Genomic DNA, 25,003 nt, shown 5'->3' with positions numbered 1-25,003 from the left:
CTCCTTGGTTACTTGGAGAATAGCGTTCTTATTGATAAAAATGCAATTCTTTTCGGGCAAAATTCTAATTCTTGATCGCCCCGACGGTCGGTGTGTGATCCAGTCAAACCTGTTGGGCTGGTGAGGTTCTCCAGCAGGCGCACCGCCCGCGTGTGGGTACGACAAATGCCGCCGACACGGGTGTCGGCGGCATTTGTCCAAGCGTGGAGGCTACGAGTTGGCGAGCTCGTAGCGTCGACGGTATTCGGCCTTGGATGTCTCGCTGATATCGACATCGGTTGCCCGTGCACGCAGGGCGCCCACGGTGGCGTCCTCGCGCTTGATGTGCTTGAAGGGATCCCAGTCGAAGAACCGGGCAACGTTTCCGAAGGTGATCTTGTCGATTTCCTCGTCGGTGAGCTTGGCGTCGACGAGTTCTTCCATCAACATCTCCGGCGAAATCGGCCAAGTGGAGTCGGAATGGGGGTAGTCGCATTCCCAGGCGATGGTGTCGATGCCGAGGCGGTCACGGTTGTTCAGTCCGCTCGGCTCGGTGATGTAGCACGCCAGGAAGTTCTTGCGCCACACGTCGGTTGCCGTCATTCCCTTGGGTAGGAAGCTGGTTCCGGTCCAGGACTGGTTGACGACGTGGCGTTCGACGCGGTCGAGCCACGGTGCAACCCAGCCGACGCCACCCTCGCTCATGGCGACCTTGAGATCCGGGAACTTCTGGAAGGCTCCGCTGAGCATCATGTCGTTTGCCGCGATAGTCGAAATGAGCGGTGTCAGAACCATCATGTCGTCGATGTTGAAGCCCTCGGGGCGCTTGACCAAACTGAAGCCGCCACCGATGTGCAGGCTCAGGACGATGTTGGTCTCGACGCATGCCTTGAAGATCGGATCCCAGTAGCCGGACTTGAAGTCGGGGTAGCCCTCACCCACTCCGTACGGAGTCTCAGGGATGCTGATGGATCGGCAACCCATCGCGGCGAGACGGTGGATCTCCTTGACGGATTCCTCCACGTCGAAGAACGGGATGATGCCGAGGGGGATGAAGCGCCCGGGGTGAGCATTCGGTACCTCACCGACGACCCAGTCGTTGAAGGCCCGAGATGCCGCTAGGGACAACTTCTTGTCCGGCAGGCTCGCAAGGTGGGTTCCGGCGAATCCGGGGAAGGTGGCAAAAAGTGTTGCGGCCAAGGTGCCGTTGGCATCCATGTCGCGTACACGCAGGTCCATGTCGTAGACGCCGGGACGCATCTCGGCGTAGCCCGTGGGATCCATGCCCCATTCTTCCTTGGGCCAGGAGACGACGGCGTTCAGGCCGGAACTGCCGACCACCGTGTCCTGGAAAAGCCAGGCCTGCACGTTGGGGTTGCGGGGGTGGGCCGTCAGCTTGGGGGCCTGGTCCATGAGGCTTTTCGGGAAGTGCTTTTCGAAGATGTCAGCCGGTTCGACCACGTGGTCGTCGATGCTGACCATCACCATGTCGTCAATGTTCATTGAGAATCCTCTCCTGCGCTGCGCAGAGATGCCCGGCAGCGGCGCCTACTGCAATGAGAATATTGTTTTCGCTATTGAGAATCAATAGCTGGACGAGCGGAGAATCACATATTCGCTGTGTCCGGTCACCGCAACACCGTGCCGCCGTCGACGTTGACGACCTGCCCGTTGATCCACTCGCCGTCATCCGACATCAGGTAGGCGACCATGCTCGAGATGTCGCTGGGTCTGCCTCCCCGTGTACTGCGAGAACGCGCGATCAACGACTGCAGCAGTTCGGGCGACGCGCCCTCCTCGATCTCTTTGGTGAGGATCAGGCCGGGAGTGATGGCGTTGGCGCGGATGCCGTCGCGGCCCCAGCGCGACGCGACGTGGCGGGCCAGGGAGTTGATAGCGGCTTTGGTTGCCGAATAGGCAGGACGCTGCGGATCACCCGTGAACGAGGCGATCGACGATGTATAGACGATCGTGCCGCCACCGCGTGCGAGGAGTTCGGGAATGGCGTGCCGGGTCACGAGCATGTGGCCGCGAAGGTTGACGGCGATGGTGCGGTCCCAGACCTCGAGGTCGATGTCGACGATATCGGTGTCCTTGGACACCGAACCCATATCTCCGGCATTGATATGGATGGCGTCAAGGCCGCCGTAGGTCCGGACGCTGAATGCCACCAATTTCTCGACTGACGTGTCGTCGGAAATGTCGAATTGTGCTGCAACGGAACGCCCACCGGCTTCGTTTATTGCCGCAGCGGTCTTTTCGGCACCTTCGAGGTTGAGATCACCGATCACGATCTGTGCGCCCTCGTTTGCCAGTCGCTGCGCGGAGGCGGCGCCGAGGCCGGTGGCGCCGCCGGCAATCAGAATGACCTTGTCTGTCAAACCCTGCACGAGGGTCTCCTGTTCTGTCGTCAAGCGATAGGGGTGACGTTGCTCGCCCGATAACGGTCCCGCAACAGGCGCTTGTACAACTTGCCGTTGGGATCTCGGGGGAGGGCGTCGACAAAATCGATACTTCGGGGGCATTTGTACGACGCGAGCGCTTTGTGGCAGTGCTCGATGAGCTCGGCGGCGAGGGTAGCGTGGCCTGCCGCTGGATCGACCAGTTGCACAACAGCCTTCACCGACTCGCCCATCTCGTCGTCGGGTACGCCGATGACTGCGACATCGGCGACGGCAGGATGCCCGGCGAGTTCGTTCTCCGCTTCTTGCGGATAGATGTTCACTCCACCCGAGATGATCGTGTGCGCCTCGCGGTCGGTCAGATAGAGGTATCCGTCCTCGTCCAGACGCCCGATGTCGCCGAGTGTGCGCCACCCGCGGTCGTTGGTGACGGACGCGGTCTTCTCGGGATCGTTGTGATATTCGAACGGCCTGCCGCCGGAGAAATACACCGAGCCGACCTGTCCGACAGGAAGTTCCGCCCCGTCCTCGCCGACGATGTGGCATTGCTGCATCGGTCGCCCGACGGATCCGGGGTGCGTCAGCCACTCCTCGGGTGTGATGGTCGAAGCGCCGACATCCTCGGTGCCCGAATAGTATTCGTGGATTATCGGCCCCCACCAGTCGAGCATCTGCTGCTTCACGAGGATCGGGCACGGCGCCGCTCCGTGTATTGCGTTGCGCAGGCTCGACAGGTCGTATCGCGCTCGCTCCTGCGGTGACAACCGAAGCATGCGCACGAACATGGTCGGCACGAACTGCGCGCTTGTCACTCGGTGACGCTCGATCAGTTCAAGGCATTGGAGTGGGTCGAAGTTCTCCATCACCACGACCGTGGCGCCGAGACGGTGCCATGACATCGAAAAGACCAGGGGCGAAGCATGATACAGCGGTGCGGGCGACAGGTACACCGCATCGGTGACGGTGTTTCCGGCCATCAGTCCCCTGGCGATCAGGACGGGGGCGGCACTCGGATCTCCGAACGCCGTTCCTGGCAACGGCTTACGCACACCTTTGGGGCGTCCGGTGGTCCCGGACGAGTAGAGCATTTCGCGGCCCTCGCACTCGTCGTCGAGTGGTGTGGCCGTCTCGCCGGCCAGCACGTCGTCGTACCGATCGAATCCGGAGATGTCACCGAGTGCCGATACCCGGATGGAAATACGCGAGACGTCGAGGCCGGCCACGACGTCGGCAAGTGCTTCGCTCGAGATCAACGCGCGGGCACCACAATCGTCGAGAACGTACTGCACCTCGAGCGGGCGTAAGTGGCGGTTGATCGCGGTGTAGTGAATGCCGGATCGCTGCGCTGCCCAGGCAATTTCGAGAAAGGGGCGGTTGTTCTCCATCAGGATCGCGATGTGGTCGCCGACGCCCAACCCGCGTGCCCGCAATGCCCGCGCAAATCGCGTCGAGCGTTCGTCGAGTTGGGCGTATGTGGTGACCTCGCCACTCGACGCCATCACGATGGCCGGGGTGTCCGGGCTCCGACGAGCGTGGTAGCTGGGTGTCATCGTCGCGGTCGTCATTGACGCGCCTCCACTATCGATCCGTTCGAAGGAGCATTGCGCCGCCGGGGGACAGGCCACCCGTAGCCGCGACAGCGACCTTGGCGCCGACGACCTGACGTTCACCGGCCTCGCCGCGCAACTGTGTGACCGCTTCGTGAATCAGCCCCATGCCGTGGGTGCGGCCGTGTGAGAGTTGTCCACCGTGCGTGTTGAGTGGGATCACGCCGTCGCGGGCGATGTTGTGGCCGCCGTCGAGGAAGTCCTTTGCTTCGCCGATGCCGCAGAAGCCCAGCGCTTCGATCCAGGACAGGCAGTTGAACGAGAATCCGTCGTAGAGTTGCGCGACGTCGACATCACTGGGGCGCATCGTGGTTCGTGTCCACAGGTGAGCAGCTGGGCCGAGAACCTGAGGCTCGTGTGTCAGTGTGCTCTGATCCCATTCGATACGTTCGACAATCTGCGTTCCGACAGCTTCGACGAGTACCGGCGGCTTGGCAAGATCGTGTGCTGCATCGATGGCGGACACGATTACTGCGACCGAAGCGTCGCACGGTACGTCGCAGTCGTAGAGACCGAATGGCGTGGTGATGGTGCGGGCCGAGAGGTAGTCGTCCATCGTCATCGGGTCGCGATAGATCGCGCTCGGATTGAGTGCGGCATTGGCTCGTTGGTTCAGCGCAATCCAGCCCAAGCTTTCGCGAGTTGTGCCGTACTTGTGGAAGTGGCGCTGCGCATTCTGCGCGAGAGTGTGTGCTGCGGAGGTCGCCCCGAACGGGAACATCCAGCTCGGGGTGCGACTCGGCGCAGGTGGGCTGATTTCGCCCAGACGCATCAATTCGTTGTGGGTGGCTTCCCAGACGGTTCGGTAGCACAGCACGTGGCGGGCAAGGCCGCTGGCGACGGCGATCATCGCCGCGATCACGGAGCCGCTGGGGCCGAAGGTTTCAATGCCGCCGTTATGCCAGGTCGGCCGGATGCCGAGAGCCGCCTCGACGCCGGTCACCCCGCCGCCCTCGCCGAACCCCCCTACCGGTCCGGCGCCGGGATAGCTTGCGAGACCGTCGATGTCGTCCATCGTGAGGCCGGCATCGGCGACAGCGCGTTCGCACGCCTGCACCGTCAGCTCCATGGGGGAGAGCATCAAGCGTCGGCCGATCTCGGACATGCCGATGCCGGTGAGCGCCGCCTTGTCCTCGAACTTCACGGTGGTGGACATCGGTCGCACGCGTCGCCGGATCTCTTCCGGATCACCCTCGGCCTGTGGCAGCGGCGCAGGTTCTGGTTGCTCGGCCGTCGGCCGGAACAACGGGAGCCACACATCCCCGTCCTGGTGGAAGACAACTTCCATGCGCATGCCCAAGTGCAGCTGCGCGGGATCGCACTCGATGACGTTGGTAGTCAGCCGAACCCGAGGATCGTCTTCGATCGCGACCTGAGCCACCACGTAGGGTGCCGGAAGCCCGGGCATGCTGAAGCGTTCGTTGACCGTGAATCCGATGAGTGTGGCGTAGCCGGAAACCACGCGCACGCCCATCTGATGTGAACGGCAGTACCTGCAGACCGGCTGCGGCGGATGGATGAGAGCCGAACAGGACTCGCACTCCTGTACTCGCAGCCGGCCATCCGCGCCGGACGTCCAGTAGAACCGGTTTTGCCGGGTCACAAGGGGAAGAGGGCGCCCCGACTCGGCTACCTTGTTCTCGTTTACCGGATCGACTACCGCGGAATCAGTCACTTACTTCAGTTTCCTTACTTCTGCGCAGTGATCGGTGCGGCGAGTCCCTGCTCGTCGACGATCAGTTGGATTTTCTCGAGGGTCTCGTCGAGGCCGGCACCGAGACGCGGGCCGGGGGTGAAGGTCGCCGGGAGGTGACGCATGCCCTGGATGACGCCGATGGAGTCGTAATGCACGGTGCCTTCGGGGTCGCACGTGAAGTCCGGCATCCGGTCGAACACTGCGACGAGCATGCGCTTGAAGACCGTTCGGGCCAGGTTCGAGCCGATGCATCGGTGTACTCCCAGACCGAAACTGAAGTGTCGGTTGGCCGTTCGTTCGAGGTCGACGGTATTCGGGTCCTCGAAGAGTTCGGGGTCGCGGTTGGCCATTGCCCAGGAGAGCCAGAGTCGATCGCCCTCTTTGAACTGCACGCCGCCCAATTCGCCGTCGGCGGAGAAGGTGCGGCCGTCGCCCGGGGTCGGGCAGAAGAAGCGGAGAAATTCTTCCGTTGCCGAGTCCAGCATGGTGTCGCGTTCCCGGCTGAGGATCTCGCGCTGATCGGGGTTCTGTGACAGCCACTCGAGTGCGTGTGACGTGAGCGCCGTTGTCGTGTCGAACCCGCCGCCGATGAGCAGGCTGAGGACTCCGAGAAGTTCGAGATCATCCGGCTTCTCGCCGTTGACGGTGGCTCGGGCGATCGCGTCGACCATGCCGGGCCTGGGGTTCTCGCGGATCTGGTGGAGATTGGTGAGGAGGTCCAATCCCATGGCGCGGTGGAGTTCACCGATCCGGGCGATGTCAGGTGAATCCGGCGGGGTGTACATAGCCGCGTGTACCGGCTCGCAGTAGACGGACCATTTGACGACGGGGATACCGAGCATTGCCAGCGTGATGACGGCCGGGACGATGTTTGCCAGATCGTCGATGAAGTCGATCTTGCCGGACTCGATCTTCTCGTCGAGGCTGGCGCGGATCACCTCGTCGATCAGCGGAACCCACTTCTTGATGGCAGCAGGAGACAGGTAGGGGTTGAGAACCGCACGGAACTCGCGATGCTCGGGGTCGTCCATTTCCAGGATGCCGCCGCGGACACCGGACGCGCGTTCCGCGGTCGGAATCATGATTCCCTTGTAACCACGACGAACTCCCTTGAGGTCGTGATCATTCGAGATGTCAGCGGACCGAGCGAGAGCGAAGACCTCGTCGCCGCCCGACGCAACCCAGTGCCCGCCGTGGGTATCGGACCAGGCCATCGGACACTTCGAGTGCATCTCTTGGGTGATGTCCAGGAAGTTGTCTCGATAGTCCGCTGCATGCCGGTCGAACTGGAATACGGGCTTCTCGTGGTTGTCTTGCGCTGGCGCATTGTCGATGCTCATGGAGCTGTCCTCTCTGGCGTCTTGGCGTCGGCGTTCTCGGAGGCGGAGTTGCTCGCAAAGATGGTGATGGCCTGCTCCGGGCAGGAATGGGCAGCTTCCCGCACCTTGTCCTCGAGATCGGCAGGAACATCGCCTTCGATGGCCGTAGCGTGGCCGTCGATGTCGCTCAGTTCGAACACATCCGGTGCAGCCATAGCGCACAGTGTGTGCCCTTGGCACAGTTCTGGGTCGACCTTCACCTTCACAATATTCCTCCTGTTTGCACGTGAATCTTTTTGTTATTCAGGCTGTTTCGACTAGCTGATAGGGGGCGGCCGGCAATGACGATGTTGATCGAACTTGCGTCGTCGACGGGCGGAAGGTGGGCACAGAACGTGTCCTTGCCGCGAGATGGGCTGGGCTGGGAAATGGCTCGGGCCTGAGTGCGTGACTCACCGGCGACGGGGCTGCCGTCGTTACAGATGAGCGTTCGAGTGTCGCATTCTGGTTCACAAGAATCTCCAATTCAATTTTGGAGAATCCTACTCTCGCTCTGACGTGGCCGCAAGATCCCGAGTAGAGACTGCTCAGGTGCAATGCAACCTTTCGGTGGGGGGTATGCGTACGACTTCACAGTTGCTACATTCACACCACCAGGATGCAATATTCTCGAATATGAGAACTCTATTTTCATACTTTAGTGAGGAGAACGGATGTCATCTCAGGAAACGGTGTCGGCCAACGAGGGCACCGCCGTGCTGGATGTCGATCGGCGCTTGCTCATCGACGGAAAGCTCGTGACAACGGAGCAGACGTTTGCGTCGATCAACCCCGCTACCGGTGAGATCCTCGGTTACGCACCGAATGCGGGTGTCGCGGAGGCAGAAGCCGCTATCGCAGCTGCGCGCAAGGCCTTCGACACCACCAGCTGGGCAACCGATGTGGAATTCCGCATCAAGTGCCTCGACCAGCTGCATCAGGCAATGCTCGACAACCTCGAAGAGTTTCGTGCGCTGACGATCGCCGAGGTCGGAGCTACCTACCTCAATACGCAAGGCAACCAGCTCGAGGCGCCCATCGGCATCATTCGCTACTACGCTGATCTCCTGCGCACCTACCCGCTGACCGAGCAGCTCGGCGAGGTAGACATCAAGGGGCAGAAGCACAATCGCTGGATCGAGAAGGAAGCCGCCGGAGTTGTCTCCGCGATCATTGCGTACAACTACCCGAATCAGCTGGCGTTTGCCAAGCTGATTCCGTCGCTCGCCGCGGGTTGCACGATCGTCCTCAAGGGCGCTCCGGACACACCACTCATCACGTTGGCGCTGGGTGAACTGATCGCCAATCACACCGACATTCCGGCCGGTGTGGTCAACGTACTGTCCTCGTCCGACGTGGAGACCGGCAAGATCATGACCACCCACCCCGACGTGGACGTGGTCACCTTTACCGGATCCACACCCGTCGGCGCGTCGATCATGGCTGCGGCAAGCGCGAGCCTGAAGAAGGTCTTCCTCGAGCTCGGCGGGAAGTCGGCATTGATTGTGCTCGAGGACGCGGACTTCGGCACGGTTGCACAGTTCGCGGCATTCTCCATCTGCTCCAACACGGGTCAGGGTTGTGCGCTCACCACCCGGTTGCTCGTGCCGCGGGAACATCACGACGAGATCGTCGCGAAGGTGGCCGGAATGATGGCGCACGTGCCAGTCGGAGACCCGACCAACCCGAAGATCTACATGGGCCCGCTCATCAGCGAGAAGCAGCGAGACAAGGTCGACGGTTTGGTTCAGCGGGCCGTCGAGGCGGGCGCGACGCTCGTGACCGGTGGCACGCGGATCGATCCCGGCTACTTCTACGCGCCGACCCTGCTGGCAAATGTCCACCCGGACAGCGAAATTGCGCAGGAAGAGGTCTTCGGACCCGTGCTCGCAGTCATCCCGTTCGATGACGACGATCATGCCGTGGAGATCGCCAACAACTCCAAGTACGGACTCTCCGGTGGCGTGCTTGGTGCCGACGACGATCGCGCGATCGCCATCGGCCGCCGTATCCGCACCGGAACCTTCAGCGTCAACGGTGGCAACTACTTCACCCCCGATGTTCCGTTCGGTGGCTACAAGCAGTCGGGCATCGGCCGTGAGATGGGTACTGCCGGACTGGAGGAGTTCCTGCAGACCAAGGCTTTTGCGACGGTGGTCAAGTGAAGCCACTCGAGGGGATCCGCGTTCTCGAGGTCGCGATGTACGGCTTCGTTCCGTCGGCGGGCGCAGTGCTCGCCGACTGGGGCGCCGAGGTCGTCAAGGTGGAACACGCCGTCACCGGTGACCCACAGCGCGGCCTTCGTCAGGTCGGTGCGTTGAAGGTCGAGGGGGATCCCAACCCCAACGTCGAGCACGCCAACCGAGGCAAGCGCAGTATCGGCCTCGACATGGGAACCGCCGAGGGTAAAGAGGTGTTGGATGCACTGATCCGCACAGCGGACGTGTTCCTCACAAGCTTCCTGCCCCAGGCTCGGACCAAGTTCGGAATCGACGTGGACGACGTCCGCGCCGTGAACCCGAAGATCGTCTACGCCCGCGGCAGTGCACTCGGGCCGCGCGGTGTCGAGTCCGACAAGGGTGGGTACGACATGACGGCCTTCTGGGCCAGGGCCGGAATCGCCGCTACCCTCACTCCTCCCGGGGTCGACGGAATGATCACCCCGCCGGGGCCGGCGTTCGGTGACACTATCTCCGGCACGAACCTTGCCGGCGGTGTTGCGGCAGCGCTGCTCAAGAGAGAACGTACGGGCGAGACCTCGGTAGTCGACGTCTCCCTCCTGGGCAGCGGCGTGTGGGCCATGGGACACGGGATTGCGTTGTCGGCGCATCTCGACCAGGCCATGGTGGCGCCGGTGCCGGGTGGTCATGGTGCACTGACCAATCCGTTGTCCGGGTTGTACCGCACATCGGACGGGCGCTTCCTTTCGTTCGTGATGCTCCAGGCCGGCAAGTACTGGGCCGATGTGTGTCGCCACATCGATCGCCTCGACCTCATCGACGACCCTCGTTTTGCCGATTCCAAGCAGATTGCCGCCAATACCGAAGCCGCAGTGGCTATTCTGCGTGAGGTACTGGGCAGCCGCACACTCGCGGAATGGTCGGAGAAGTTTGCCACTCTTGCCGGTCCGTGGGCGCCTGTGCAGGACTCGTTGCAAGTGTCGAGCGACGCGCAGGTTCTGGCCAACGAATATCTGCTCAAGGCAGGGGAACTCGAACTGGCCGCAAACCCGGTGCAGTTCGACGTCACTGCGCCCGAGCTGCGTGCAGGACCGGAATTCGCCGCTCACACAGACGAAATTCTGACAGAGTTGGGATTTGACTGGGAACGTGTCATCGCTTTCAAGATCGCGGGAGCAGTTACCTAGGAACTGTGACCACACCTGACAAATGAGGGCCGACCCGTTGGGGTCGGCCCTCATTCAGTTCTCGTGCAACTGTTCGCGGTGCTCAGCTGTTTTCGGCGTCGCGAACCGTAATTGTGCCGTCCCTGACGGCGTCGGCGATGCTCTCATGGAGCATCGGGCAGCCGTCCTTGAGTGCAGATTTCTGCCCCGACGCGATGGCGTCCTTGAACGTGTGACACCGACGTGCCGGGTCGGAGGTCCACTGAATGCTGGTGTGCTTGTACGTGTTCTTGCGAACCAGTACGCACGCGCCGCATGTCTTGCAATCGACTTCCTGCATCCCCGAGTCGAGGTATTCCTGTTTGTCCTCGACGGTCTGGGCTTCGATTGCGCCCCGCCGTTCCGGTTGCCCGGCAAAGTCCGGAGCCTTGGCCCAACGGAGGTCACGGATCGAGGCGCTCACGACTAGACCTCTGCTTCCTTCTTTGCAGCGGCTTCCTTCTCGGCCTTCTGACGGGCGAGGTTTTCCTCGACCTCAGCGTGCCAGGCTTCGTTGGCCTTGGTGGTGTCCACTTCGAACTCGAAGCGCTGCGTCATCTTCTCGGTGACGTCGGCCTTGTCGACGTAGAACTGCTCGTACCAGCGTCGTAGCTGGTAGACGGGGCCGTCCTCCTCGCAGAGGAGTGGATTTTCGATCTTGGTCTTGTTCTTCCAGATCGCGACGTCCTGAAGGAATCCTTCGCTGATGCCCTCGGTGAACTTGCCGGCCAACTTGTCGGCCATTTCGTCGGAGACGCCCGTCGGCTTCTTGACCGTCACGCCCCACTGCAGCACGAATGAATCCGGGCTGATCGGGTAGTGGCAGTTGATCAGGACGCTTTCGACCTCGTATCCGCTGTAGCTGTTCCACAGGGGATTGACCATGTACGACGGTCCGTAATACGCAGCCTCTGAGCGAAGTAGCGTATCGCCGCCGTACTGGGACGCCATTCCGATGTCGGGACGGCCCGTGGTGTTGAGGTACTGAGTGGCGATCTCACCTTCGAAGACGTTCTTGAAGTACGTCGGGAAGGCGTAGTGGATGTAGTAGAAGTGCGCCATGTCCACGACGTTGTCGATGATCTCGCGGCAGTTGGAACCCTCGATGACCATGGAGTTCCAGGTCCAGTCTGTCCACTCGTCGCTGTACGCGCCCTCGATACGAGGGATCACGATTTCCTCGGGCGGAGGATTGCCCTCCGGGTCGTTCCAGACGAAGAGCTGAGCGTTCTGTTCGAGTGTGTGCCACGCCCGGGTGCGGGCGAGCGGGGGCACGCGGCGGGCGTAGGGAATGCCGGTGCACTTTCCGTTTCCACCCCAGCGCCAGTCATGGAACGGGCACGCGATGGAATCGCCTTTGACCTCGCCTTGGGTGAGGTCACCGCCCATGTGTCGGCAGTACCCGTCGAGAACTTTGATATCGCCCTTGCTGTCGGCGAACACCACGAGCTTGGTACCGAAAGCCTCGATCGCGTGCGGTTTGCCGTCCTTGAAGGTCTTCAGAAGACCCAGGCAATGCCATCCACGCGCGAACCGTGTCTGCACCGTTCCCACGTCGATCTCGCGAATCTGCGCCATAGTGACCTCACATCCCTTCTAGCTGTTAATAGAACACGTTATAGAATGAACTCTGATTTCGCTAGATTTCGGAAGCACTTGTTACAGCATTGCGGCCCTCAATGACGCGATTTGCGACATCTCGACAGAAAAGAGAACGTGTTCTAGTCTCAAAGGTAAGTGAACTATCCGAGCGAGACAGACGGGAGCGTCGAAGTGGGTAACCATGACAGCCACGAGGTGATGCAGAAGCTCGACGCATTGTTGCCGGCACTACGTGAGCGGGCGCAGGAGACCGAGGATCTTCGTCGTATCCCTGACGAGTCCGTCAAGGCATTGCAGGAGACCGGTTTCTTCCGTCTACTGCAGCCGAAGCAGTGGGGCGGATACGAAGCCGATCCGGTCCTGTTCTACTCGGCGGTCAAAAAGATCGCGAGCGCCTGCGGATCGACGGGGTGGGTCTCCTCGATCATCGGTGTTCACAATTGGCACCTGGCGCTGTTCTCTCAGCAGGCGCAGGAAGACGTGTGGGGCAAGGACTCTGACGTTCGCATCTCGTCCTCCTACGCGCCCATGGGTATGGGTGAGGTAGTCGAGGGCGGATACAAGGTAAACGGCGCGTGGGCGTGGTCGTCGGGTTGCGACCATGCAACGTGGGCAGTTCTGGGCGGGCCGGTCTTCAAGGACGGTCGCGCCGTCGATTTTGTCAGCTACCTGATTCCCCGCGAGGACTACCAGATCGACGACGTCTGGAATGTGGTCGGACTGCGCGGAACCGGCTCCAATACCGTTGTGGTCAAGGATGTATTTGTTCCGACCCATCGCGTGCTGAGCTTCCGGGCGATGAGCGAACTGACTGCGCCCGGACTCGAGAACAACACCGCTCCCGTCTACCGGATGCCGTGGGGCACCATTCATCCCACCACGATCTCCGCACCGATCGTCGGAATGGCCTACGGTGCTTACGAAGCGCACGTCGAGCATCAGGGCAAGCGTGTTCGCGCAGCCTTTGCCGGCGAGAAGTCCAAGGACGATCCGTTTGCGAAGGTACGTATCGCCGAGGCATCCAGCGACATCGATGCAGCCTGGCGTCAACTGTCCGGCAATGTCGCCGACGAGTACGCGTTGATCCTTGCGGGCGAAGAGGTTCCGATGGAACTGCGTCTGCGAGCGCGACGCGATCAGGTCCGGGCCACCGGCCGCGCGATCGCGTCCATCGACAAGCTCTTCGAGAACTCCGGAGCAACAGCACTGCAGAACGGCACGCCGATTCAGCGATTCTGGCGCGACGCTCACGCCGGACGCGTCCACGCGGCCAACGATCCCGAACGCGCATACGTCATGTTCGGAACAGGCGAGTTCGGTCTGCCGATCACCGACACGATGGTCTAGGGGAAACGTCCGTGACAACCACCGAAGAAGTGTTCACCTACGAATCCACGTCGCGTTTTGCGCAGGTGCGCCCCGACCTGAAACTGCATTTCCACGAAGCCGGGGTAGGGAACGATCGCACCATCGTGCTGCTGCACGGCGGCGGTCCGGGAGCGTCGTCGTGGTCGAACTTTGCCCGCAACATTCCGGTGTTGGCGAAGAACTTTCACGTCATCGCGGTCGATCAGCCCGGCTACGGACAGTCGGACAAGCCGACCGAGCATCCGCAGTACTTCGTGCACAGTGCGTCGGCGCTCAACGACCTCCTGGACACGCTCGAGATCGCCGGTCGCGTTGATCTTCTGGGCAATTCGCTCGGTGGTGGCGCTGCTGTTCGCTTTGCGCTCGACTACCCGGACCGTGCCGGCCGGCTGGTCCTCATGGGGCCAGGCGGTCTGAGTGTCAATCTCTTTGCACCCGACCCCACCGAAGGCGTCAAGAACCTCGGGAAGTTCAGCTACCAGCCCACACGTGAGAACCTCGAAGCATTCCTGCGGATCATGGTCTTCGATCAGAAGCTGATCACGCCGGAACTCGTCGACGAACGTTTTGCCGCAGCCAGTACTCCCGAGTCCCTGGCTGCGGCCAAGGCGATGGGTAAGTCCTTCTCCAGCGGTGACTTCGAGCTCGGCATGCTCTGGCGCGAGGCGTACAAACTGCGCCAACGGGTGCTGTTGATCTGGGGCCGTGAAGACCGCGTCAACCCGCTCGACGGCGCACTGGTGGCGCTCAAGATGATTCCGCGCGCGCAACTGCATGTCTTCGGTGGTTGTGGGCACTGGGCGCAACTCGAGAAGTTCGACGAATTCAACCGGCTCGCAACCGACTTCTTGCTCGACGGAGGTAAGTGATGGGTATTCGATCTCTGGCATACATGCGTATCGGGGCCACCGATATGGGCGCATGGCGCGAGTACGGGCTCAAGGTTCTCGGCATGAGCGAGGGCAAGGGCGTCGACCCCGATTCGCTGTACCTTCGCATGGACGATTTCCCGGCACGTCTGGTCATCGTTCCGAACGAGTCGGATCGTCTGCTCGTCTCCGGGTGGGAGACAGCGAATGCGGCTGAGCTGCAGGATATCCGTGACAGGTTGTCGGCAGCCGGGGTTCCCTTCAAGGAGGGCACGTCGGAGCAGTTGAAGGACCGTCGCGTGGTCGAGCTGATTGCGTTCGAGGACACCTCGGGGAACTTGCTCGAGGTGTTTCACGGTGTAGCGCTCGAACATCGACGCGTCGTGAGCCCGTATGGACACAAGTTCGTCACGGGGGAGCAGGGGCTCGGACACGTCGTGCTCACCACCGATGACGACGACGCGTCGTTGCGCTTCTACCGCGACGTCCTCGGATTCAAACTGCGAGACTCGATGCGTCTGCCACCGCAGATGGTCGGCCGACCCGCAGACGGCGATCCGGCGTGGCTGAGGTTCCTCGGCTGCAACCCGCGTCATCACAGCCTGGCGTTCCTGCCGTTCCCCAACCCGACGGGCATCGTGCACCTGATGCTCGAGGTGGAGAACTCAGACGACGTCGGACTGTGCCTTGACCGTGCGCTGCGCAAGAAGGTCAAGATGTCGGCGACCCTCGGGCGCCACGTCAACGACGAAATGCTCTCGTTCTACATGAAGACTCCCGGCGGCTTCGACATCGAATTCGGTTGTGAGGGACGCGAGGTCGAAGACGAGAGTTGGATCGCGCGGGAAAGTACGGCAGTGAGTCTGTGGGGTCACGACTTCACGGTCGGACTGAAGCCGTGAGTGCCCCTGCACTCGACCCGCGGCAGTTCCGTACCGTCCTGGGCCAGTTCTGTACCGGTGTCACCATCATCACGACCGTCGACGACGGCGTGCCGGTGGGTTTTGCGTGTCAGTCGTTTGCCGCGCTCTCCCTCGACCCGCCGCTGGTGTTGTTCTGCCCCACCAAGGGTTCTCGGTCGTGGGCGGCAATCGAGAAGACCGGAAAGTTTGCCGTCAACGTGTTGGCGGAGGAACAACAGTCGGTATGCGCGCGCTTCGGTTCGCGTGAGCCGGACAAGTTCGCCGGTATCGACTGGACACCGTCGCCGTTGGGTTCACCGATCATCGACAAATCGCTCGCGCACATCGACTGCACCGTCGAAACCGTCCATGACGGCGGCGATCACTTCGTGGTCTTCGGTCGGGTCTCGTCGATGAGTGAGGTCAAGACCGAGCGTCCACTGCTGTTCTATCGCGGGCAGTACACCGGGATCGAACCGGACAAGACCGTCCCCGCGCATTGGCGGGACGACCTCGAGGCGTTCCTGACAACAACGACGGAAGACACCTGGCTGTAGGGGCCTGCGGCCTCTCTGCGCCTTTTTGGTAGTGGGGACTGCCGGAAAGGCGCACAGGGGCGGAGCCCCTACAAGGAAAAACACGTCTGGCAGAAGTCCTCACCGAACGGCGTGAGCAGGATGCTACGACGCACTATCTTGTTGGACCGGCCCGCGCGGCGCACGGCGTCGATCACCGCGGGCTGGACTTCGACGACCTGATATCGATCCGCTTCGACAGGTTCTCGAGAGAATGACACCAGCCCGAGTCGGTGCAGGTTGTTGAGGTAGGCATTCGTGCGATCCAGGTGCCGGCACCCGGCGAGATCGCCGATCATCGACAGGCCTTCGTCGATCATTTCCGACCCGACGCCGAAGGGCCGGGCTGTCCGGACGTCGACGCTCGGTTGCGCGCCCGACAATGCGAGCAGGCGCAGGATGCGTGCTTCGTCCGGTGCAATCTCGTCGAGGATTCGGTCGTAGGCGGGGTGAAGATCGTCGCGGTCGGTGACGTCGGCGGAACGGTCGAGCAGGTTGTCGCCGCGCTGGCGAAGGGCCGCGAGCATGGCCTCGGTGCTCTGTTTACCGGTGGGGCGAGCGCGCATGGCCGATCGCAGGTTCTCGGATCGGGAGGGCCCGGCACTTGCCGGTCGCTTTGTCGAAGGTTGAACGTTGGCGGCTTCGGCGGCCTCTGCTGCCGCGTCTGCGGCGGCTGCAACGATCTGCCGCGTCGCCTCGCGCGCTGTGCCCAACGCCCACCCCGTTATTTTCAGGGAAGTGAGTGTGGTGGTGGCGGTCAAGCCGACCAGGCTACGGATCAACCGCTTTTCGACGGATTCTTCGGTGGCCGTGTCGATATCCCAGTCATACGTGGGTTCTTCGCGCTGCTCACTCATTCTCATACTCCGAATATCGCGAGGTGCAGGAAACCGGCCAACGAGCCGAGTACCGCTCCGTGGACGAACAACAACCATTCATCTTGTTTGACGGCAGATCTCAGCAGTTCGCTGAAGTCTTCCGGTGACAGTTTGTTCATTTGCGCCGTGACGAATATCCGGATTTTCTCGGACTGACTTTCGGCAAAAGCCGCGTCCTCGAATACTCGTGGAACGAGGTCGAGCACTTCGGTTGTCGCGAGGCTCGGCAGACGCTTGTAGCTTTGCGAGCCGACCGTCATTTTCACGACGGATCGTGCCCATCCGACGGCGTCGTCGACGGATTCACGAAGTACCTGATCGAGCATTCGGCGGGTTCGGTCCGAGCGTGGTCCTTCGAGAAGTTCTGTGCCGATGTTCTCGAGTGTGATGACGTGATCGGCGAGCGTTTTTGCGTACCCCTCGATGATCTCGGTGCGTCGTTTGAGGAAAAGACCTTGCCGCCACGGCACCCATCGGCTGGGCGCGATGGGCTCGAAGATCATTGTGATTCCGAGGTAGTTGACGATGTAGCCGATGATGACGCCGCCGATGGGCAGGATCCACCAGTACGGCAGGAAGTGCAGTACGGCCACCAGGACAAACCCCATCGGAAACCCGAAGTAGAAACCGAAGTTCTGCATGAATCGCAGTTCTTTGTTTCCCATGGTCCGGAAAATGTCGTTGAGTAGTTTCGGGTGCGACGACAGGTACCGGATCACCATGAGTTTGGCGTCGATGAATTCGTCGATGTTCTCTTCGATGCGGTCCGTGATGGTGCGGACACTGGCTGGCAGATCTTCCTCGACCTTCCGGAAAACGGCTTCTTTCACCGGGTTCGGAAGGTTGTGCCAGAGCTGAGGATTCTCAGCGGTCATGATTCTGGTGACCACGCCGCGGACTTCGCTTCGCGAGATGGTGACCAGATGTTCGGCGATGCTGTCCGGATCGAGTTCACGGTAGAAGTCGGCGATGCTGCCCACTTTTGCCAACGATTTGTCCACTGCGATCGACGCCATTTTCTCGGCCCGGGAGGGCACAATTCCTTGCCAACCGAAGCGGCCGTCGCTGGTGATCGCCGGGATTACCTGGACCCGGCGCGGGAGCAGTGGGAACAGGATCTTGAGGCCCGGAATTCTGACTCCGTGGAATTCGAGTGGGGCGAAGAGCATCAGAACGCCCGACCAATTGGTGATGTACCCGATGATTCCCGTGAACAAAGGAATGGTGATCAACTGTTCGAGCAAGTGGTCCGGCACCGTCGCCCATCCTCCTCATATCCGAGAACCTCACGTTCGGACATGATTGCCGAAACTTCGCTCTTCGTGGGTGTTTCCTTCGCTACTACTGCGCCTTCCCAGTTGCGTCAGCATAGATCCCCGGTAATCCGGGCCGTCGATGGGTCGGAAGTTAATGTAACCTGACGTACATGGTCAGCTTTGCGCACAACACGACGACGCCGGTTTCCTTCCGGCGCATCGTTTAGCACCTGCTGACCGAACCCTTTCCGCCCCGGGAGTTATCGCCCCGGGGTTGTTCTGTTTCTTCGCTCCGATGCGCGACTCCCCTTGAACTAACTGGAGAGCTCTCATGAGCGTTGACCATCGCGAACTCGGACGCGAGCTGGAATTTTTCACCACCACCCCCATCGTCGGAGCGGGCCTTCCGCTCTGGTTGCCGGACGGCGCGATCATCAGGAGCGAACTCGAGAAGTTCGCGGCCGAGCAAGCTGCTCGGTCCGGATGCCGCGGTGTCTACACCCCGGTGATGGCGAAGAAGGAGTTGTACGAGAGATCTGGGCATTGGTCCAAGTTCTCGGAAGACATGTTCCCCGAAATGCAGATAGGTGGGGAATCATTTCTTCTTCGTCCTGCTAACTGTCCTCATCACGCACAGGTATTCGCCGCGCGCGGCCGTAGTTATCGCGAACTCCCTTTCCGCCTTCGCGAACTCGGCTCGATGTTCCGTAGCGAACTCTCCGGTGTTCTCAGCGGACTGAGCCGCGTCAGGCAGATCAATCTCGACGACGCACACGTCTTCTGCACTCGTGACCAAGTTCGAGCCGAAGTGATCGTTGCGATCGACGCGATCGAGCACTGCTACTCGACTCTCGGGATTGCCGAACGGGAATATCGGCTTTCGATCAGAGGGGCAGTGAGCGGAGGGGCAGCGGGGCAGTACCTCGGCACCGACGAACAGTGGGCCACCGCCGAGGATCAACTTCGCAGCGCACTGAATGCGCGCTCGATCGACTACGTGGAAGCCAAGGGAGAGGCTGCGTTCTACGGGCCCAAGATCGACGTCCAAGTGCGAGATGCGAACTTCCGCGAAGAAACACTCTCGACCGTCCAACTCGACTTCAACCAACCGGAGCGGTTCGGGCTCGAGTACACAGCGGAGGACGGAACCAAGGATCGTCCGGTGATGATCCATCGAGGCCTGCTGGGTTCGATGGAACGTATGACCGCGCTCTTGATCGAAAGGTTCGAAGGTCGGATGCCGCCGTGGCTGGCGCCCAACCAGGTCTCGATCCTGCCCGTCGGCGACCGGCATCAGGATGCGGCCGAGCGTCTACGGGCAGATCTCGAGGCTCGCGATGTCCGCGTGGCCGTTGCGTCCGAAGGGTCGTTGGGACGCCGCATCCGCGAGGCTCGTACTCACCGGGATTCGTACGTCGCCGTGATCGGGGACAACGAAGTGCGGGGCGGCACCGTCGACACTCTGATCCCGGCGCGGGATGAGCGGGCCGTCGTCGACGCGGGAGTGTTTGTCGATCAGGTGGTCGCGGACATCAACGAGCGTGCCCTGCTTCCGGCAGGGTTCTAGCCGACGGGAAGTTCGTGGAGCGCCCGCACCAACGGCGCGAGTTCGGGTGTCTTGCATGCCTCGTCGAGTGCGGCTTCGAGGGTGGCGTCGTGCGTCGGCCGTGCGCTTTCGAGAAGCTCGCGGCCGGACGGCGTCAACTCGGTGTAGATGCCTCGACGGTCGTCGGCGCACAGGATTCGGGTCAGTAGTCCACGATCTTCGAGACGGTTGACCAATCGCGTCGTGGCACTGCTGCTCAGCGCGGCAGCGCGAGCCAGCTGGGCCATGCGCATGTGCCAGCCGTCTTGGCGGCTCAACGCGTCGAGGACTGTGTATTCGACGACGGACAGTTTGTGCTCACGCTGGAGAGCGCGTTCCAATTCGGTGTCGAGGGCGCCGTGCAGCGCTGCGAGCGTGCGCCACCCTTGCGAACGGATTTCGACGGCGTCGTCGGCGATCCCCATGTGATTCTCCTTGTCCGATTCCTGCCGCTCCAGGTTACCAGCTTGCGCATGTAGCGCGCGCGTGCAACTATTTATAGCGCGCGTGCAACTACTGCACACGCCCGCTAACGGCTTACGCGTAAATCTGTGAAAGGAACATCGAGATGCCATTGGGTCTCATTGCCCTCGCTATGGGCGGGTTCGGGATCGGCCTCACCGAATTTGTCATCATGGGCCTGCTGCCCGAGGTCTCCGCCGATTTCGAGGTCACCGAAGCCGTAGCGGGCTACCTGATCTCCGGCTACGCACTGTCCGTCGCGATCGGTGCAATTCTGGTGACCGCGGCCGTCATCCGGTTCGAGCGCAAGAAGGTCCTACTCTCGCTGATGGTGCTGTTCATCATCGGCAACCTGATGTCCGCGCTGGCCCCCTCGTACGAGGTGATGATGGGTGGGCGCATCGTTGCGGCCCTGTGCCACGGCGCGTTCTTCGGCATCGGATCGGTGGTCGCCGCCGGAATGGTCGCACCGGACAAGCGTGCAGGTGCCATCGCAATGATGTTCTCCGGGTTGACCATTGCCAATGTTCTCGGCGTTCCGTTCGGCACGATGCTCGGCCAACAGTTCGGATGGCGCTCGACATTCTGGGCGATCACCGTCATCGGCATTGTCGCGCTGATCGGGATCGCGGCTCTGGTGCCTACGACGCCGGCACCAACGGCGGGCGGCGGCCTGCGCGGCGAACTCGGAGCCTTCCGCAACAAACAGGTGTGGCTCTCGATCGCGATCACGATTCTCGGCTACGGCGGAATGTTCGGCGCGTTCACGTACATCGCGTTCACTCTCACCGAGGTGAGTGGCTTTGCAGCGTCCAGTGTTCCGTGGTTGCTGATCCTTTTCGGTTCCGGTCTGTTTGTCGGCAACGTCCTCGGTGGGAAGGCTGCCGACCGTTCGCTGACGAAGGCGCTGGTCTGGATTCTCGCGATCTTGACCGTCGTTCTGATCGTGTTCGCGGCGACTGCAGAGAGCAAGGTCATGACCGTGATCTCACTGTTCTTCATGGGCGCCTTCGGTTTTGCGACGGTACCCGGGTTGCAGATGCGGATCATGAACTACGCATCGGAGGCACCGACTATGGCGTCGGGCGCCAATATCGCCGCGTTCAATGTCGGAAATGCATTGGGCGCGTGGCTCGGTGGTCTCACCATTGCCGCGGGGCTCGGCTTCACCTCCCCGATCTGGATGGGAGCCGTTGTCACCGTGGTCGGTTTGGTGGTGCTGCTCCTCGCGTCGTCGATGGACAGGTCGGAGAAGGCTCCCGAGCGGGACGGCATACTGGTCGGGTAGTGCCGGGTTGTCCGGGTCTGTACCACCACTTCACCTGAGCGAACGTACCTTTCAGCGCATCCAAGGCGGCGAAAGGTACGTTCGCTCAGTCGGGCATGAGCCCGCAGCAGCTGACTTCCAGCATCAGAACTTGATCAGATCGCCCACGAAGATCTGGTCGGGATCGGTGATCCACGCATTCATGGCCCACACCTCTTGCCAATTCTTCCCTCTTGCCGAAGCGAGGTCGAACAGCGTATCGCCTTCGGACACGGTCACCGTGTCGTCGACTGCCGATGTGGCAGGCTCTGGTGCCGGAGCATTCAACGCGGGTGCGAATGTCGGTCCGGGATTGGCGCTAGCCCCGGTATCGCACGCGCCTGTCGACTTCAGGAAGGCGACGGGATCGACGGCGCCGCCGCTGTGAATGCGCAGATGCAGATGCGGGCCGGTCGAGCTGCCGGTATTACCCGTGGCACCGATTTCGTCGCCGGCCTCGACGTGAGCGCCTTCACCGACCCACGTTTCGGAGAGGTGGCCCATCTGGATCTGCTCGCCGGTATCGGCTTCGAGCTGGATGTAGGTTCCGTATCCGCCGGGGTCATATGGTCCGGCAACCGAGATCGTGCCCGACGTCGGGGCATGGAGGACCGTTCCGACGTTGACCGCGAAGTCCGCTCCATCGTGTCCGGCGTGGAACCCCTGCGAGAGCACCCCATCTACCGGCCACTCCCAACTGCAGCTGTTACCAGCATGAAGAGGGGCTACGTGGATGGCTTCTTCGGCAGAAGGCGGTGTCGATGAGATCACGTTGTCCGAACCAGGGGTGACTCCACCCCAGCCGAGGTGTGTGCCACACACCGGCCACGCACCGATGCCCTGAGCGTCGAGTGTTGCCTCCGCTGCTGCGACTTGATCCGCGACCGACGCCATGTCAGCACGGGCCGGTGCATCGGCTGGCTTGTAGGCATCCCACGTCGACTGCGTGAACTGCAGTCCGCCGTAGAACCCGTTGCCCGTGTTGATGCTCCAGTTTCCGGAACTCTCGCACATGGCCACTTGCGACCAGTCGTGTGCGCTGGCTATGCCCGTGTTGGCGAAGGTGCCGATGGCTGTCAGAGCGCCTGCTCCGGCAGCGAGTGTGATGAATCGTGTGGCGTGAGAACGGTGGTGTTTCCTGTGTTTTCCCATGATCTTTTCCTTGATCGGTGTCGGCAATCTCGCGGCACGCAGCGGTGATCAACTGCTGAGCAGCGTGGTGTACGAGATCGCCCATGCTGGAAGGCGATTGAAGATGAGTTGACAACAAGTGCGCCAACAGTTCTCGCTATCCGTGGACAATTATTTGCATTGACCGAATTGGTCAGGCCAATTTCTTTGTTACAGAGCGCCTCTCGAGTGAAGAGAGAGCGTGCCGATAGTTCCTTCCGGTTTCATGGTCACGATTTGTGAGTCACGCCTAGGTTGTTGCCTCGCCCACATGCGTACAACGGCCCAATTACCTGGTGGCATACCTGTTTCGCGGATTACGCCAATTTTTGACAAGTCGAACCAAGCCGACCGGTACCACGTTTTTCAGGGCAACTGGTCGATGAACTCCGCGTTGGCCGAATGGGTGGCCTTGCTGGTATTGCCGGGTATTCAACTGTGCCAGAAGGATTCTGGGTGGACCATCATGTCCTGGGAAAGTTAGCAGCGGGTCTGGCGCGAGCGGGCTGAGGAAACGGACTGACCGAGTTGCCACTGGTTCACGGCGCAGAAACTATTGATCTCTCACGCGGCATTATTGTCTTCGGCCAGTTCAGGGGCGGGTGAGAAATCATTTTCGTAGTGCGAGCGGCGTCGCTTTGGCGGGGTAGGTCTACGGCAAAGCTACACGTCAAACAGGTTGGACCCTCGGCATTGATTGCGAAGGTAGTGACGCGCGATGACCCGAAAACAGGTACCCGAATGGGTCATTCGACCCGTGTGAGGAGAAACGCCGGATGCCAGAGTGGAGCACACGGATTCACCCGAAGCTGTTCCACAATAGAAAACTTGCGACACGCCTTGCGCTCCCAGTGATCGATTGGCGCAACCCTTGTGAGGGATCTGTGTCGCACCCTGAGGGTCGCAGTCTGCGCCCGGGGATGAGCCCTCCTGCGGAGCCCCGACAAAGGTGGCACCGCAGGAGGGCATTCAAACGCGTTCGCGCAATGAGGCAGACGCCGTCAGATGGTTGTCGCCTCACCGAATGTCATGGAGAGGTTGGTGATCGTGGTTGTCATCAAAGCTCGTTTCGGCAGGCCGAGCCGTCGTAGTTCGGCGGCCATCGGGTGGGTGCCAAGCTGGAGCTCCGCACCACCAGGGCGAGATTTGACGCCGGTGGGAGCCATGTCCCAGGACGTACAGCGGGTGATGCCGTCGAGATGTGAATATGCGGCAAGTGACATGTTTGCTCCCGAACCGGGAACGCTCACTCCGGGCTTCACGCTCAACTGCGCGATGAGTTTGCCGTCGTGAGATACCGAACCGCGTTTGACGGATCCGACATGCTCGGTATCGAACTCCGCCATCACCTTCGGGAATCCCCAGATCTCACGGCCGGCGGCCTTGGTGAACTCGCCGTCGACGGGCAGTTCATGGATGAGGGCGCCCGCTGTGCCGGACGTGAGCGCGCGAAGGTCGCCCAGCACCGAAATTTCCGGTGGAGCGGTATGGCTACGCACCATGTATGTCACGCCGAATTCGTTGTACGGTCCCAGATCTCCGTCCACGTAGTCGACAAATACCAGTCCGCACAGTGCGCGCCCCGGGCGGAATTGCAGAACGGTCAGTCCGGTGTGGTTGATGATCGACTGGGCAGTAACACTCGGAACGGAGAACATCGCCATGAACGCGGAGGCGGTACGGACTTCTACGGGCATCTCGACGGTCTTGCCCAGGATGGTATAGCTCATGCGACCACCCCGCGGAGTCCGTCGGCGCCGTACACGGATTCGAGCATCGAGCGGAAATCCGGTCCGCGACGCAGCATTTGACCGCCGTCGACGTTGATGATCTGTCCGGTGATCCACGTGGAGTCCGGTCCGAGGAGGAATGTCGCGAGTGCTGCGATGTCCTCCACTTCGCCGACACGTGCGAGGGGAGTGTTGGCCATGTAGTCGTCGAGAATCGGTCCACCGTCGGTGATGAGCGCGACCAGATCGGTCCGGGTGAGGCCGGGACGAATCGCATTGACTCGAATATTGCTGGCACCCAGTTCATCTGCCGCCAACTGTACGAGATGGTCGACGCCGGATTTCGACACTCCGTACGCTCCGAACCATCGATGTGTGTTGCTGCTCGCGATCGACGAGATCGCCACGATGGAACCACCGCCTCCGGAGACGAGGGCACGTGCGCCGTGCTTGATCGTCAGCATCGTGCCGGTTACGTTGAGGTCTACCGTGCGGCGCCACGCATCGACGTCGAGTTGGGTCACCGGGGCGATGGTTTCGTTGCCACCGGCGCAGGCAACAACGCCGTCGAGTGTTCCCGTTGCCTCGACCGCGGATGCGACTGCAGCGATGACCTCGGCTTCGACGGTTATGTCGGTGGGTACAGCAGTGACGGAGCCGGACCCGTAGCGGGCACGAATCGAGTTGGCCGCAACATCGAGTTTGTCCTTGTTTCGTCCGCAGATCGTGACGTGGGCACCGGCTCCGGCGAGCGCACCGGCAATGCCGAATCCGATGCCGCTTCCGCCGCCGGTCACAAGTACCGATCTGCCTGCAAAGGCGGTGTTGTCGCCCATGTCCATCTCCCGGTTGTCGTCTGCGCGGTGTACACGG

At 61.5% G+C, this 25,003-nt stretch carries 21 protein-coding genes and 1 pseudogene; 8 read left to right on the top strand and 14 right to left on the bottom strand.

Annotation, left to right across the window (positions count from 1 at the left end; translation table 11 throughout):
* Positions 1–210: 210 nt before the first annotated feature.
* The 6 genes and pseudogenes from R4P64_RS11840 to R4P64_RS11815 form a co-directional block, all read right to left on the bottom strand.
* Positions 211–1,482, bottom strand: coding sequence for an amidohydrolase family protein (locus R4P64_RS11840; protein ID WP_033232474.1), 1,272 nt, complete (start codon positions 1,480–1,482; stop codon positions 211–213).
* A gap of 125 nt (positions 1,483–1,607) precedes the next feature.
* Positions 1,608–2,369 carry an SDR family oxidoreductase gene (locus tag R4P64_RS11835; RefSeq protein WP_317820910.1) on the bottom strand — a complete coding sequence of 254 codons (762 nt, stop codon included), beginning with the start codon at positions 2,367–2,369 and terminating at the stop codon, positions 1,608–1,610.
* 20 nt (positions 2,370–2,389) lie between these two features.
* A complete protein-coding gene (locus tag R4P64_RS11830; protein WP_317820908.1) occupies positions 2,390–3,946 on the bottom strand; it encodes an acyl-CoA synthetase in 1,557 nt (518 codons plus the stop codon).
* Between the two features lie 13 nt (positions 3,947–3,959).
* Complete coding sequence (locus R4P64_RS11825; protein ID WP_095888196.1) at positions 3,960–5,663, bottom strand: thiolase C-terminal domain-containing protein; 1,704 nt, start codon at positions 5,661–5,663, stop codon at positions 3,960–3,962.
* A gap of 14 nt (positions 5,664–5,677) precedes the next feature.
* Positions 5,678–7,024, bottom strand: coding sequence for a cytochrome P450 (locus R4P64_RS11820; protein ID WP_033232470.1), 1,347 nt, complete (start codon positions 7,022–7,024; stop codon positions 5,678–5,680).
* A gap of 59 nt (positions 7,025–7,083) precedes the next feature.
* A pseudogene (locus R4P64_RS11815) lies at positions 7,084–7,269 on the bottom strand (ferredoxin); the annotation flags it as partial.
* Between the two features lie 447 nt (positions 7,270–7,716).
* Here R4P64_RS11815 and R4P64_RS11810 point away from each other — a divergent pair.
* Together R4P64_RS11810 and R4P64_RS11805 are read left to right on the top strand one after the other, a co-directional pair.
* Positions 7,717–9,207 carry an aldehyde dehydrogenase family protein gene (locus tag R4P64_RS11810; RefSeq protein ID WP_219110737.1) on the top strand — a complete coding sequence of 497 codons (1,491 nt, stop codon included), beginning with the start codon at positions 7,717–7,719 and terminating at the stop codon, positions 9,205–9,207.
* On the top strand, positions 9,204–10,409 hold the full coding sequence (locus R4P64_RS11805; RefSeq protein WP_033232467.1) for a CaiB/BaiF CoA transferase family protein: 1,206 nt from the start codon (positions 9,204–9,206) through the stop codon (positions 10,407–10,409). The genes R4P64_RS11810 and R4P64_RS11805 overlap by 4 nt, the downstream gene beginning before the upstream one ends.
* An 82-nt stretch (positions 10,410–10,491) precedes the next feature.
* On the opposite strand, the gene R4P64_RS11800 is transcribed toward R4P64_RS11805, so the two are convergent.
* Positions 10,492–10,851, bottom strand: a complete 360-nt coding sequence (locus tag R4P64_RS11800) for a hypothetical protein (protein WP_033232465.1) — start codon at positions 10,849–10,851, stop codon at positions 10,492–10,494.
* Between the two features lie 2 nt (positions 10,852–10,853).
* Entirely contained in the window at positions 10,854–12,005 is a 1,152-nt protein-coding gene (locus tag R4P64_RS11795) for a Rieske 2Fe-2S domain-containing protein (RefSeq protein WP_033232463.1), read from the bottom strand.
* A 195-nt stretch (positions 12,006–12,200) separates the two neighbouring features.
* Here R4P64_RS11795 and hsaA point away from each other — a divergent pair, with 195 nt between their 5' ends.
* Genes hsaA through hsaB form a run of 4 tightly spaced genes read left to right on the top strand, consistent with a single transcriptional unit; the run spans position 12,201 to position 15,725 of the window.
* Entirely contained in the window at positions 12,201–13,376 is a 1,176-nt protein-coding gene (gene hsaA, locus R4P64_RS11790; RefSeq protein WP_045069644.1) for a 3-hydroxy-9,10-secoandrosta-1,3,5(10)-triene-9,17-dione monooxygenase oxygenase subunit, read from the top strand.
* Between the two features lie 11 nt (positions 13,377–13,387).
* A complete protein-coding gene (gene hsaD, locus R4P64_RS11785; protein ID WP_317820902.1) occupies positions 13,388–14,266 on the top strand; it encodes a 4,5:9,10-diseco-3-hydroxy-5,9,17-trioxoandrosta-1(10),2-diene-4-oate hydrolase in 879 nt (292 codons plus the stop codon).
* The gene (gene hsaC / locus R4P64_RS11780; RefSeq protein ID WP_045068484.1) at positions 14,266–15,168 is read left to right on the top strand and encodes an iron-dependent extradiol dioxygenase HsaC; all 903 of its coding nucleotides are present in this window, start codon (positions 14,266–14,268) and stop codon (positions 15,166–15,168) included. The genes hsaD and hsaC overlap by 1 nt, the downstream gene beginning before the upstream one ends.
* Positions 15,165–15,725: a 3-hydroxy-9,10-secoandrosta-1,3,5(10)-triene-9,17-dione monooxygenase reductase subunit gene (gene hsaB / locus R4P64_RS11775; RefSeq protein WP_033232457.1), complete on the top strand. Its 561-nt coding sequence runs from the start codon at positions 15,165–15,167 to the stop codon at positions 15,723–15,725. The genes hsaC and hsaB overlap by 4 nt, the downstream gene beginning before the upstream one ends.
* A 68-nt stretch (positions 15,726–15,793) precedes the next feature.
* Here the strand turns inward: hsaB and R4P64_RS11770 are convergent, their stop codons facing one another.
* Together R4P64_RS11770 and R4P64_RS11765 are read right to left on the bottom strand one after the other, a co-directional pair.
* On the bottom strand, positions 15,794–16,600 hold the full coding sequence (locus tag R4P64_RS11770; protein ID WP_317820899.1) for an Abi-alpha family protein: 807 nt from the start codon (positions 16,598–16,600) through the stop codon (positions 15,794–15,796).
* Between the two features lie 2 nt (positions 16,601–16,602).
* Positions 16,603–17,877 (bottom strand): hypothetical protein, encoded by a 1,275-nt coding sequence (locus R4P64_RS11765; protein ID WP_033232453.1) that lies wholly within the window; start codon positions 17,875–17,877, stop codon positions 16,603–16,605.
* A 331-nt stretch (positions 17,878–18,208) separates the two neighbouring features.
* Between R4P64_RS11765 and thrS the strand changes: the two genes are divergently transcribed.
* A complete protein-coding gene (thrS, locus tag R4P64_RS11760) occupies positions 18,209–19,444 on the top strand; it encodes a threonine--tRNA ligase (RefSeq protein ID WP_317820896.1) in 1,236 nt (411 codons plus the stop codon).
* Here thrS and R4P64_RS11755 read toward each other — a convergent pair.
* The gene (locus R4P64_RS11755; RefSeq protein WP_317820895.1) at positions 19,441–19,887 is read right to left on the bottom strand and encodes a MarR family winged helix-turn-helix transcriptional regulator; all 447 of its coding nucleotides are present in this window, start codon (positions 19,885–19,887) and stop codon (positions 19,441–19,443) included. The two genes, thrS and R4P64_RS11755, sit on opposite strands and share 4 nt — an antisense overlap.
* A gap of 143 nt (positions 19,888–20,030) precedes the next feature.
* Between R4P64_RS11755 and R4P64_RS11750 the strand changes: the two genes are divergently transcribed.
* On the top strand, positions 20,031–21,212 hold the full coding sequence (locus R4P64_RS11750; protein ID WP_317820893.1) for an MFS transporter: 1,182 nt from the start codon (positions 20,031–20,033) through the stop codon (positions 21,210–21,212).
* A gap of 123 nt (positions 21,213–21,335) precedes the next feature.
* Here R4P64_RS11750 and R4P64_RS11745 read toward each other — a convergent pair whose 3' ends face one another.
* The 3 genes from R4P64_RS11745 to R4P64_RS11735 all read right to left on the bottom strand — a co-directional run bounded on the left by R4P64_RS11745 (position 21,336) and on the right by R4P64_RS11735 (position 24,966).
* Positions 21,336–22,382 (bottom strand): transglycosylase family protein, encoded by a 1,047-nt coding sequence (locus R4P64_RS11745; protein WP_317820891.1) that lies wholly within the window; start codon positions 22,380–22,382, stop codon positions 21,336–21,338.
* Between the two features lie 1,019 nt (positions 22,383–23,401).
* Positions 23,402–24,130: an acetoacetate decarboxylase family protein gene (locus tag R4P64_RS11740; protein WP_317820889.1), complete on the bottom strand. Its 729-nt coding sequence runs from the start codon at positions 24,128–24,130 to the stop codon at positions 23,402–23,404.
* Positions 24,127–24,966 (bottom strand): SDR family oxidoreductase, encoded by an 840-nt coding sequence (locus R4P64_RS11735; RefSeq protein ID WP_317820887.1) that lies wholly within the window; start codon positions 24,964–24,966, stop codon positions 24,127–24,129. The genes R4P64_RS11740 and R4P64_RS11735 overlap by 4 nt, the downstream gene beginning before the upstream one ends.
* Between the last annotated feature and the right edge of the window lie 37 nt (positions 24,967–25,003).

It is taken from the genome of Rhodococcus sp. IEGM 1366, from assembly GCF_033142425.1.
GTDB classification, from domain to species: domain Bacteria; phylum Actinomycetota; class Actinomycetes; order Mycobacteriales; family Mycobacteriaceae; genus Rhodococcus_F; species Rhodococcus_F globerula.
Note: the sequence above shows the minus strand (reverse complement) of the source record. Positions and strands in the feature narration are given on the sequence as shown.